Below are 10512 nucleotides of genomic sequence, written 5' to 3' on the forward strand. Positions count from 1 at the left end.
CCCCTGACGGGCGGAGTTATGGGCCCGGTCCAGTGACTGCGGGGGGTCGTCGGGCCCGAGGCGCTTCATGGTGGTGTCCATCGACTTCGTTCCCCAGCGAGTAGGGCGTGAGGATGGCCGTGCACGAGGTTGTGACGACGAGGTACAGGAGCGCCTTGCATGCCAGGTGGTCGGTCTTCTTCGACTACCTGGAGGTGCCGTATGCCTACGAGCCGATGGTGTTCGAGACCGATACCGCGAGCGCCACGTGTACGCCCGCGTTCTGGCTGCCCGAGCAGCGGCTGTGGTTCCATGCCGCTGAGAGTGCGCCGGTGTGGTGGGAGCGGTTTGCGTGCTGTGCCGTGGGGGATGTCGACGGCAAGCAGTGGTTCGGGATGTTCGAGGAGGACTGGGAGGACCGCTGTCCTCCTGAGGGCGTGTCCTTCGTCCCCTTCGACGTCTCCGAGCAGTGGCAGGGCGGGGCTCTGCTGCACCTGGGCTCCTTCCCGTACAGCTCTCCCGGGGCAGACGTCAGCCCCTGGATGAGCAACGAGCATGCCGGGATGTACACCCACAACGACGGGCTCTACCGCTGGACTCTCTGTCCTCAGTGCGGTCTGTTCGGCGCCGCGTACGGCGGTTTCGCCGAGAATCTGGCGTGCGGGTGTCTGCAGTCCCACAAGGATGATCAGAGCGGAAGCCCCCGACTGCTCGAAGCTTTCCGTGCCGCAGAGGTCCTGTTCCTTGGGGTGTCGGCCGGGCCGGATTCGGGGCCGCGGGTCGGTGGCACGCACCCGGTCGTGCGGGAGAGTTTGGTTGATCAGGAGGGGATGGCCCAGGCGTACATTCGCTGTCTGGGTACGTGCTTCTCTCTGGAAGATCAGATGCGAGCCGATCTTCCCGTAGGCGCATTCGTAGAGGTCACCGAGGATGCGGATGTGCTGTGTGGCCAGTGCCCCGGCTTCATCTGCCGGGAGTGCGGCACGCGGGCGGCGCCGGCTGCCGGTGAGTCATGCCAGGTGTGCCAACCTCGGGTGCTGATCACCTACGCCCGGGCGCGGCAACTGCTCAATGTGCAGGCCGCGCAGGTGGGGAAGGCCGCGCGTCGGCCGGCTCGCGAGATCAATACGTTGCTCAACCGTGCGGTGCAGCGGCGTCACCGCGGGGAGTTCACCCTTGAGGACCTCGGCCAGGGGCTTGACCTGGCCCGTCAGTGGCTTGTCGACCTCAGCTTGCTGCCCAGCGGGCCTGCCGATTCCGTGCTTCTGCCGGAAGAGGAGATCCACGCGATGGGCGGCTCCGCGCTGCGCGAGGCGCTCAATGCCTGTGTGGGCCGGCTGGTCGCGGCCACGGGGACGTCGTTCCCGGAAGCTTAGACTCTGCTGACCCAGGCCACGGGAGCTGCTCGCCGGGCTGAGGCCGGTGTTGAGGAGCTGCGTGACACGCTCGTCCTTGCCCAGCGCTGGATCAGGAACCCGAGTGCGTTCGCGGCGTTCGTCGCGCCTTACTCCCGTCGCAAGCAGCGTTCGGATTTCGCGCTGGTTCCCGAGCCGGTCCGTCTGACCGCCGCGCCTCACGACACAGTGTGCGGCTTGTGTGCCGACCTGGTCGAAATCGGCGGGACGCTCGGACGGCTTCCTCACCGCGGGGGCGACCGGTACGCGGTGATGGGCTGGCTGTGCGGGCACTGTCTGGGGCCGCGGCGCAGCACCCCCCGCCGGCTGGACGTCATCCTGCGCGTGTTTCATCACCTCGTGCCCGGAGCTCCCGTCTCGCTCAACAACGCCGAAGCGCGTCTCCTGGACGACTGGCTGCCGCAGCAGCCCGCCTCCTCCACTGCGCTGCTCGACAAGGCACGAGGCTTTCTCATCGGCTTCGCCGACGCACAACTGGTCTCGACAGAGCTTCCCTTCACCTGCGCCGAGGCCGTGCTCACCGCCCTGTGCCCAGCGCCGCAGGTCGGTTTGTCCGCACCCGCCGACCGAGAGACCGCTGTGCTGCACGCTGTCGCCCATCACGTGCAGGAGTGGCGGCAGAACCCGCTGCAGCTCGACGCCGACCTTTACGCGCGGCGGGCGCTGTGGCGGCTGGACATCATGAAACACAGTGACCAGCCCACCCTGCTCAGCAACCGGCCCGCCCCTTTACCCCTGTGACCCCGCACCCAAAGCGCCCGCCGCGTGAGTCCCCGCCCGGCGCCGTCAGCTGTTCCGCCCGCCTCTCACCCCGTTGGACGACCGGCCGTATCGGCGTATGCGACCGGGTCATTTCACGTAAGCCGGCAGCAGACCTGCGCAACGGACGGTCAGCTCTCCATGTCCTGTGAGCCTCTTTCTCTGGAGGCGGCCGTCGCCGTCGCCGAGTTCCCCACCGTGCACGAGATCGACCATCTCGCGGGCCGGGCGCTCCGTGCGACGGCCGCGGGGGCGTCGCTGTCGCGGCCGCGAGCACCGGAGTGGACGAGGCGAATATGTGGGCCCCGCATGAAGGGGGGCACCTACAGAGACGGAACGTACAGGCCCGCTGCCCGCCCGATCTGCACCACGTCCATCGTTGGCTGCAAGGGTGCAGGCTTCCAGCCCGTCACCTCCTGGATGAACCCGCCCTTGTCCGCCGCCGTGGCGTTCCAGCCGCGGTCCAGGACAGGTAGCCGCAGCCAGTTGAGCGGCTCTCCGGTCTCCACGTGGGTGGGGGGCCGGTAGTGGGTGAGGAAGTCCTCTTCCTCGTGCGGGCCGAACAAGCGCACCAGCTCTGGGTCTTGCGGCAGTGGCCGCATGTACGGTGCCGCCTCGAAGATGCCCGTGACCTTCGCGGTGGTGACGGTCCACGAGATCGTGACCTCACCGGGCCGGTACAGGTCCGGCCACTTTTGGTGAGCCAGGTGGGCGGCCTTGTCGACCCAGATCCGCCACAGCTCGGTGGCGGTGATCTCGTCGGGGCGGTAGTCGTCCGTGATGGTGGAGTAGTCGGGCTCGGCGTACAGAGCGAGTTCCGCGGTCTGCGTGTGTCCGTGCCGGCCGGTAATGGTCCATTGAGTGCCGGGCGGATAGGGCTGGGTGGTCATTTTGACGGACATGGCGGCAGTCTCTCGTGGTGGCTGACGGTCCGGGGCGGTGTTTGCGTGAAGCGGCACGACTGCGCCCTGCGCGGCACGGCTGGAGCTGGCCACAGCCTGCCCGGCGTGCGATCGAGCACGACGACGACGCAGTCGTGGCCTGGACGAAAGAGACCTGGCCGCAGGCACCGTGCCGAAAGAGTGGTTCGCCCGGCGAAAGCCGGCGTCCTACCGCACCAGCGACGCGGACCCGCTCGAGGTGGCAGGCCAGGCTGTCTCCAGTAGTTGCGTCTCGCATCTGGGCGTCATCCTGCGCACGGGCGTCGCCTTCCATCGGGGCCAGAGCTGGCTCCGATGGAGTGAACGAGGCACGTCGTGGTCAGCGGGGCACGCCAAGCTGCTCTCACCACCCCGCCGAGCCCGGAGTTCGCCCCATGCAGTTCGAGGAGTTGTCGCTCGACGCGGCCGAGGACGCCGCCAACTTCCCCACACTGGCCGAGGCCCGCACGCTGCCCGGCACCGAGCTGAAGAGGTGGGCGAATCAGGGCGTGCCCACGGTGGCCGCGCTGACCGGACTGGACGAAGCCGGTGTGGTCAAGCGGCTGGCCAAGGCACTCGGGCTGAAGGTGCTGTCGGGGGCCGACGAGCATGATCTGCGCGAGGCGGTCGGCATCATGCGGGGCTGGCTGGAGCGCCCCGCCTCGTGCACCCTGCAGCGCCGGCCGCGCATCGAGCGTCCCGCGGGTATGGGCCAGCTCCCGCGGCCGCGCATTGACCGCCACGCCCTGGTGGCGATGGACTGTGCCCTGTGCGCGGATGAGATCAAGGCCGGCTCGCTCACCGGCCGGGCCCGTCCGCACATCGAAGCGTTTCCCTACCCGGAGGTGGGCTGGCTGTGCCAGCACTGCCTCTACGAGCGGCGCTCTGCTCCGCGCCGCCGTGACGTGGTCCTGCTGCTGTGGCACCAGCTGTTCGCCGGTCTGGGCACCGACCTCAACTCCCGCGAGTGCGAGGTACTGCTGGCCTGGATCACCGGCACTGCGGCCTACACCGAGACGCCCGCCTGGCGCCGTGACCCGCTCGATGGTGTCCTTGTGCGCCTGGCCACCAGCGTCCAGGAGGACAAGCCGAGCACCGCCCTGGACACCCCAAGCGTGCACACCATCATCGATCTCCTTCTCCATGCCGGCCCCAGCCCCGAGGAGGCCGAACTCCTGAGCGCTGTCGCGCAGCACCACCGGGAGTGGGAGACGAACCCAACCGGCCTCAAGGCCCGGCAGTTCGGCACCGGCGTCCGCTACCGCGCACAGGTCCTCGCTACCACCGCCCCGACCGTGTTGTCCGCCCGAGGCGGCCCGTTCTTCCTGCATGCCAGGACGACCGTGACCCCCGAAATGCGGGACGCCAGCGAGGACCGGGCGGTAGCAGAGGAGGAGTAGCGCTACGAGAGCCGGATCTCAGATAGCCGTGGGGCCGGCATCGGCCTGCCACATCTGCACAACCCACCGTGCTGCCTGCGCACACCTCGCGGCGGGTGACGCCGGGTCGACAAGAAGATCGCTCTCGCGCATGCACTCCCACTCCACCTCGGCGGCAATCTCCACCAGCTCCCTCGCCCTCTGCTGCGGGAGTTTGTCGACGCAGGTCGTCCGCGTCACCCATTCCAGATCGTCGAGGCGCCCGGGAACGACCCGTCGGACGGCCTCGATGAACGCCGGGGGCAGCTGGCGTCGCTGACGGAGCGTGGGCGTGTACAGCACCGCGCCAGTGGCGCTGTCGGTCACGCTGAACTGGCCAAGGGGCCACAGCAGTTGCGTGCGTCCGTCGTGCAGGGTCAAGGTCAGCTCGATGGCGCCGGTGATGCTCGGCTGGACAGCGCTGACCACTCCCTGGTGCCGGGTCACGCGGCCGGGCCAGTCCTCGTCAGCGTCTTCCATCCAGCCGTCGTCGAGGAGAACTCGCCGGCCGGGCAACGCCAACCAGTCCAGGGCCACGGGGTTGTCTTGTGCGGTGCTTTCCACCGTGTTCCCTACGTTCGGTGACGCGACTGGCACGGGGCGGCTCCATCAAGATGACTCGCCCCCGGGGCCTGAAGGCGTGAGCCGGACGGCTGCGAGCAGGCCCGCACGCCCGCCCTGGGGCGGCGGGGGCGGCCGGCGTCCTCGCGACGACGGCCGAAGCAGGCCGGGCTGCCCGTCATCACAGGCGCTGGCGCTGAGGGTGGTCATGCACGATCGGGACGCTCCGGCCGGCAAGTGCCGCACATCTTGAAGCGCTCGCCCCCCTTGGGACCAGTGCGCTCCGCGATCCAGGAGGCGGCTTCATGCCGGGCGAGCACCGTGCGTCCCTCGCCGGGGATGCTCCCGAAGTGGTCGTGCACGAACCATTTCAGATGCCAGCCGTACTCCTCCGGATTGATCTCACCCGAGGTCGTGAACAGGAACCCGCACGAGGTGCCCAGTGCTTGCATTTCCCGGCAGGTGACCTGGTGGAGCGTGGAGCGGGTGACAGCCCAGGGGTGGGCAGCCGGGTCACGGTAGCGCTCGCGCTGCACAAGCACCTGGTGGATACGACGGTCGAACTCGTCTTTCCCTGTGACGCACTCGTCGCAGTCGCCGTAGCAGCGAGCGACGGCACGCTTGATGGGGTCGGCTTCCTGCGGATCGCAGTCGAGGACAACCGCCTCGGCCACCCGGGCGAGGAGCCCACGGGCGCCTTCGGCGGTGAGCTCACCGGCGACGACTTTGTCCAGGAGCGCGACGATCGCCGGTACTTCGACAGCGGTGCCCCACCCTTCGAGATGACGCCGCTCCTTGGGATAGTCGCCACCCCAGGTGAAGCGCACGTTCTTGATCGGCTCATTGCCGATGTTGAGAGCTACGTGCCGCGTCTGCATAGCTCAGTCCGGCAGGCCCAGCGGGAAGAAGCAGCGGCCCGTTTCCACCACGGTGCCGAAGGCCGCGGCCTCGCAGAGCTTGGCCCGCTGCGCTCGCTCAGCTACCCACTTCTGCTGCGCTCTCATGCTCATCGCACCTAACCCGTGCCGGAGTTTTTCTGCTGTATCCACCGGTAAACGGAGCCACAGGCGGTTTGTCACGCCCGGTCCGGCAAACACCTGCTGTCGCCGAGGAGAGAAGATCCTCGTGCGCCTAGCCAGGGGCGCGAAGCGGTACTCCAGCGACGCCCGACACCCCCTGGTGAGCCGGACACCGAGTCGCGCTGGATCCCCCGGCCTGCCCTAACCGACGGGGGAGGGCGCCAGCTCAAACGAGGCCGTCGAGAACGCGAAACACAGGTTTCCGAACACGGTGTCAGGACGTGGGGCGACGTCGCCATGGTGGTACTTCATCACCGCGCTCGTCAGGAACTCGCGGGTTCGGTGCCAGTCCGCGAGTTCATCCCTGACCACCGGGCCGACCCAGTTGGGAAGGTCCTCGGAGGCAGGCACCGAGGAGACGAACTCCTCCAGGGCGGCGTACCACTTGACGAGCTGCGCCTGCTGGTGCCGCACCAGCTCGTCGACGCCTGCAGCACCGTCCTTGGCGGCGGCCGCACGGAGATCCTCGGCCTGCAGGCAGCCTTCGCGGGCCTCGTGCCGGCGATCGGCGTACCGGGCGTACTGCCACCGGTACTCCGCTGGAATGCGCGCGCCTTGAGAGCTCTTCCAGCCCTCGGCATGGAGGAGGTCAGCGTGCCAGTTCGGGTCGTTCGGCCGGGGAGTCAGTCGGACTTCTGATGATCCGTCGGTCATCGTGTGCACGTCGTTGCCAACCCGGCACCACGACGCGTCGTCCGCGAAGTACTCGCGCAGTGCCTCTTTCAGTTCCTCCAGATCGCCCCCAATGCAGCTCACCAGCTCGGTTGACACGCTGGCGACGGGCAGCCCCGCGAAGGTGACATTCAGGGCGGTGATGTCGAACCGATCGTCTGCCACGTAAACCTCGACCTTCTCCATGGCCGGAGCCTTGACCACGCCGGGCGCAGGACAGTCGTCGACACGCCCTTGGCTCAGCCATTCGGGAAGGAACTCGTACCCGCGGGCGCGCTCACGCGGCGGTGAACTTCAGGTGATCGTGTGCCGGAGGTACGGCAGCCTGCGGCACACCGCGAGCTTGGGGCGTTGGAGGGTGCTCGGCGGGCCTTAATCACGTCATTGTGTGCGTGGTGCCCGGGGCTCATTGCGGGTCGGCCGCACGGATTTACTGGCGGAATTCTCGGCCGGGGTCGCGGGCGTCCTCCGCTCTGAACGGCGCGAACCACTCGTCGGCTGCGAGATTGGCCATGCCCAGGGCCTGGTGGATGTCGCTCTGTGCGTCCTCGACGCCGTCGAGTCGGGCGTCGAAGAGCATCAGCACGTCGTGGTCCTCAAAGAGCAGGTCTGAGCAGGCATCCCAGTCGTAGTCGGCGCCATGGCGGGGCAAGTGGGCGACAAGGTCATGGACGGTGTTCGGGCGATTGGTGGTGATCGACCGGGCGCGGTCGATCACCAGGTGCAGGGCCATCTCCTCGCCCGTGCAGCGTGGTTCGGCGCCGGGCGGTGTGGCGCGCAGGTCGCCGGTCAGGTCGTCGAAGGTGCGGGCCATCTGCTTGCGCCAGGCCTCGTCACGCTGCAGCGTGATCGCCGGGAGTTTGCCAAATACGCCGCCGGCGCCTCGCGGGAGCGGTTCATCGCCGAGCGCGGTCACCTCCTGCCAGGCCAGCGCGGACAGTTCCTGACCCGCCAGCGCCAGCACGGCGGCCGTTCGGGGTGTCAGTACGTCCTCCTCCTCGTCGTCCTCCGGTTCCTCGTCTGCGGTGTCGAGGTGGACATGGGGGTGCTGGAGGCGGGAGGTGAAGCGAGCACGGGCTCTTCCTGCCGCTTGCTCGGGTGCGGCCAGGCAGGTGTCGATGATCTGCAGTTCGGTTGAGAAAGGGGTGGCGGCGAGTTCGCGGGCGGCCTGGGACAGGAGCCTGATGCCCGAGCCGGTGTCCGGCGGCGTGTGCGGAAGGACGACCGTGTAGTAGTTGTCGCTGAGGCGGTCGATGACGTCGGCGACGACGACGGTGATCAGGTTCTGGTCGTCGAAGGGAGCCTGAATGTGCAGACGGTCCAGGATGAGGAAGTTCCCGCCCTGTTCGACGGCCTCCTCCAGCTCGGGCGCGAGGTCGCCGTCCGGTGACAGGAGCTGGGCGGCGGCCACCGCGCACAGCCCACCGTGGTCGGTCATCCGCTCGGCCAGGTTGTCGGCGTCGTAGTACAGACACCGCGCCGCATGCAGACTGCCCACTTCGGTATCGCCGTCCAGGACACGAACGTGCCAGGCCTGCAGGCCCGCTTCGGGGTCCGCCAGGCGGTGGCGGTGGTGGAGCTCGATGCGCAGGTTCGCAAGATCCGGCGTAGAAGGGGCAGTCCCCGCGAGGGCGGTCATCGTCGCTCCTATCGGCCGAACGTGGTGCTGGGTGCAGGGTCCACCGTAGCGACCGGAGGCTGGGCAAGCTGCGGCACGGAGATGACTGCCGACGGCCGCCAGGTGTGGGCACTCCTCGAACCCACGCCCCTCTGCGCCTGACGGCCTGAGGGTCGCGGTCCCGGTGGACGTCGAGCTCCAAGGCGGGCTCAGCACTGGCCGGAACACCTCATAAGGGAGCTGTCGGCACCGGGCACGGGTAGCACTGCGCGCCGCAATCCGCCGCGGTGCTCGTTCGGGCCACGCTGGGCGAATTCTGCCCGCCCGACCTGAACTGCGCGTTAGCGTCGTGCGCAGTCGCCAGGGGGAGGTATGGGGTGGGTAATCCGGGCGCGAACATGACGCTGCTCCAGCGGATCGCGGACGCGCAAGGCAGCCACGACGGCTGGGTGTCCGCGGTCGAAGGCCTGGACGCACGGACCGCGGGTCCGCTGGTCAGGCTGGGGCTGCTGCGCGAGGCGTCCACTGAGGACCGCGCGGAGATCTCCGCGCGAGCTGGCCGGCCGGTGCACTGGGCGGTGCAGGTGACCGCCGATGGCAACGACGTGCTAGCCTACGCCCGCCAGTGCGCTGTCGTGCCGGCCCACGAGCCGCCGGAGATCGGCCTGCAGAAAGTCGCTGTGCGCCGCGGTGAACTGGACATCCTGAAACGGTTCGTGACGGTGGGCGAGCAGCTGGTGGAAGGGCCCTGCACCGGCTTCGCCGCGGCGGTGGAGTCGGCGCGTTTCGACCCGGCGTCGAACCGGTGGATCCTGTACGTGGACGGCGCGCAGATGAAGTCGATGGCGCGCGCCTTCTTCCTGGAACGTCACGGCGGTGCATCCGGCGGGCCGGCCAACCGGTTCGGCCGCATCTACGGGGTGATCTACCCGCCGCGGGTCCTGGGGTTCACACCCCAGGCGCAGCGCGGGAAGGCGCCGTGAGGGCGGGCGCCCCGGCGTCGCGCCCGGTGCCCGGGTCCCCGCCGTCGTGGCCTGGCAGCGTGCCGCGCCCCTGCGGGTCGGAGTTGCAGAGGAACGAGGGTTCTCGGTGGTCGTCAGGGGGCGGGTTCGTAGGCGACGGCGGCGTAACCGCACCCATCCGCCACCTTGTTCAGCGCGGTGATCTCGGCCGGGTCAGCCGTGAGCTTCCAGCGCAGCTTGGTCGTCCCCCAGTCGGTGACGTACTGGCAGTAGGCCTCCGCGGCCGGCGGCAGCCACTGGGCCGGGTCCTGATCAGCCTTGCTGCGGTTCGTGTGGGCCGTCACCGCGATCAGCGAACGCTCAGCATCCAGGTCGTTCGCGTATGCCTCACGCCGGGCCGGCGTCCACTGCCCCGCGCCGGAATCCCAGGCCTCGGCGAGCGGGACCAGGTGGTCGATGTCGAGCTTCGCAGGGTCGGTGACCGTGGCGCCGTCGTAGTAGCTGAACCACGTCCCCGAGGCCACTGTGCACGCCCCCTCAAGGACGGGCTCGGTCCGTGATTCCGCGATCAGCACCTCCGCGCGGGTGTTGCAGTGATCGTGATCGGCGTCCACCCAGTGCCGGAACCTGGTTCGCTCATAGCCCGTCCGGTCTTCCGCCGCGCGCGGGAGGGACGCGATCCCGTCCTGCAGACGGACCTGCACCACCCCGGCCCGGGTCTCGGCATGGGCCGGGGTGGTGGTGGCGAGCAGGGGCAGCACAAGGAACGCGTCGGCCGCAAAGCCGCGCATCGTCGTGGAGTTCATGCGCCCGTTGCTACCGCTCCCGGCGCCCCGACGTCAGCCGAATCCCGGCACGCTCACCCGGCTGCCTGAGATGGCCGTACCGGAGAAACAATGCTCCCCGACCGGGTGGCTGTCGCCTCCGCCCGCAGGGCGGAGGGTGCCTGTCGGGCTCCCGGGGCGTCCACCTGCAGGCGTCAGTTCTCTGAGGGGATGCGTGCGGCGATCTCCCGGGCGAACCACCGGCTCGATCAGTGCCCAGCGGGCATCGGACAGATCACTCGGATAAGCGCGACGGTCAGCCATGCCATTGGTGTACCGCCGTACAGGGGCGTGCGCCCAGGCGT

At 68.9% G+C, this 10512-nt stretch carries 11 protein-coding genes; 4 read left to right on the top strand and 7 right to left on the bottom strand.

The window, feature by feature from the left end; all coding sequences use genetic code 11:
* The first annotated feature begins 113 nt into the window (after positions 1–113).
* Both ACZ45E_RS37450 and ACZ45E_RS37455 read left to right on the top strand, forming a co-directional pair.
* Positions 114–1355, top strand: coding sequence for a hypothetical protein (locus ACZ45E_RS37450; protein ID WP_468230305.1), 1242 nt, complete (start codon positions 114–116; stop codon positions 1353–1355).
* Positions 1356–1571: 216 nt separating this feature from the next.
* A complete protein-coding gene (locus ACZ45E_RS37455) occupies positions 1572–2135 on the top strand; it encodes a hypothetical protein (protein WP_468230308.1) in 564 nt (187 codons plus the stop codon).
* Positions 2136–2476: 341 nt separating this feature from the next.
* Here the strand turns inward: ACZ45E_RS37455 and ACZ45E_RS37460 are convergent, their stop codons facing one another.
* Complete coding sequence (locus tag ACZ45E_RS37460; protein ID WP_468230310.1) at positions 2477–3055, bottom strand: hypothetical protein; 579 nt, start codon at positions 3053–3055, stop codon at positions 2477–2479.
* A 413-nt stretch (positions 3056–3468) separates the two neighbouring features.
* On the opposite strand from ACZ45E_RS37460, the gene ACZ45E_RS37465 reads away from it, so the two are divergent.
* The gene (locus ACZ45E_RS37465; protein ID WP_468230313.1) at positions 3469–4473 is read left to right on the top strand and encodes a hypothetical protein; all 1005 of its coding nucleotides are present in this window, start codon (positions 3469–3471) and stop codon (positions 4471–4473) included.
* A gap of 18 nt (positions 4474–4491) precedes the next feature.
* Here ACZ45E_RS37465 and ACZ45E_RS37470 read toward each other — a convergent pair whose 3' ends face one another.
* From ACZ45E_RS37470 to ACZ45E_RS37490, 5 genes are all read right to left on the bottom strand, one after another.
* Complete coding sequence (locus tag ACZ45E_RS37470) at positions 4492–5055, bottom strand: hypothetical protein (protein ID WP_468230316.1); 564 nt, start codon at positions 5053–5055, stop codon at positions 4492–4494.
* Positions 5056–5258: 203 nt separating this feature from the next.
* Positions 5259–5930 carry a hypothetical protein gene (locus ACZ45E_RS37475; protein ID WP_468230319.1) on the bottom strand — a complete coding sequence of 224 codons (672 nt, stop codon included), beginning with the start codon at positions 5928–5930 and terminating at the stop codon, positions 5259–5261.
* A 3-nt stretch (positions 5931–5933) separates the two neighbouring features.
* Positions 5934–6056: a hypothetical protein gene (locus tag ACZ45E_RS37480; RefSeq protein ID WP_468230322.1), complete on the bottom strand. Its 123-nt coding sequence runs from the start codon at positions 6054–6056 to the stop codon at positions 5934–5936.
* Positions 6057–6272: 216 nt separating this feature from the next.
* Complete coding sequence (locus tag ACZ45E_RS37485; protein ID WP_468230325.1) at positions 6273–6989, bottom strand: hypothetical protein; 717 nt, start codon at positions 6987–6989, stop codon at positions 6273–6275.
* 244 nt (positions 6990–7233) lie between these two features.
* Entirely contained in the window at positions 7234–8442 is a 1209-nt protein-coding gene (locus ACZ45E_RS37490) for a hypothetical protein (RefSeq protein ID WP_468230328.1), read from the bottom strand.
* Positions 8443–8819: 377 nt separating this feature from the next.
* On the opposite strand from ACZ45E_RS37490, the gene ACZ45E_RS37495 reads away from it, so the two are divergent.
* Positions 8820–9404, top strand: coding sequence for a DUF6417 family protein (locus ACZ45E_RS37495; RefSeq protein WP_468230330.1), 585 nt, complete (start codon positions 8820–8822; stop codon positions 9402–9404).
* Between the two features lie 113 nt (positions 9405–9517).
* On the opposite strand, the gene ACZ45E_RS37500 is transcribed toward ACZ45E_RS37495, so the two are convergent.
* Complete coding sequence (locus tag ACZ45E_RS37500; RefSeq protein WP_468230333.1) at positions 9518–10189, bottom strand: HNH endonuclease family protein; 672 nt, start codon at positions 10187–10189, stop codon at positions 9518–9520.
* Positions 10190–10512 lie beyond the last annotated feature (323 nt).

The sequence above is a fragment of the Streptomyces sp. NPDC030991 genome, from assembly GCF_055571235.1.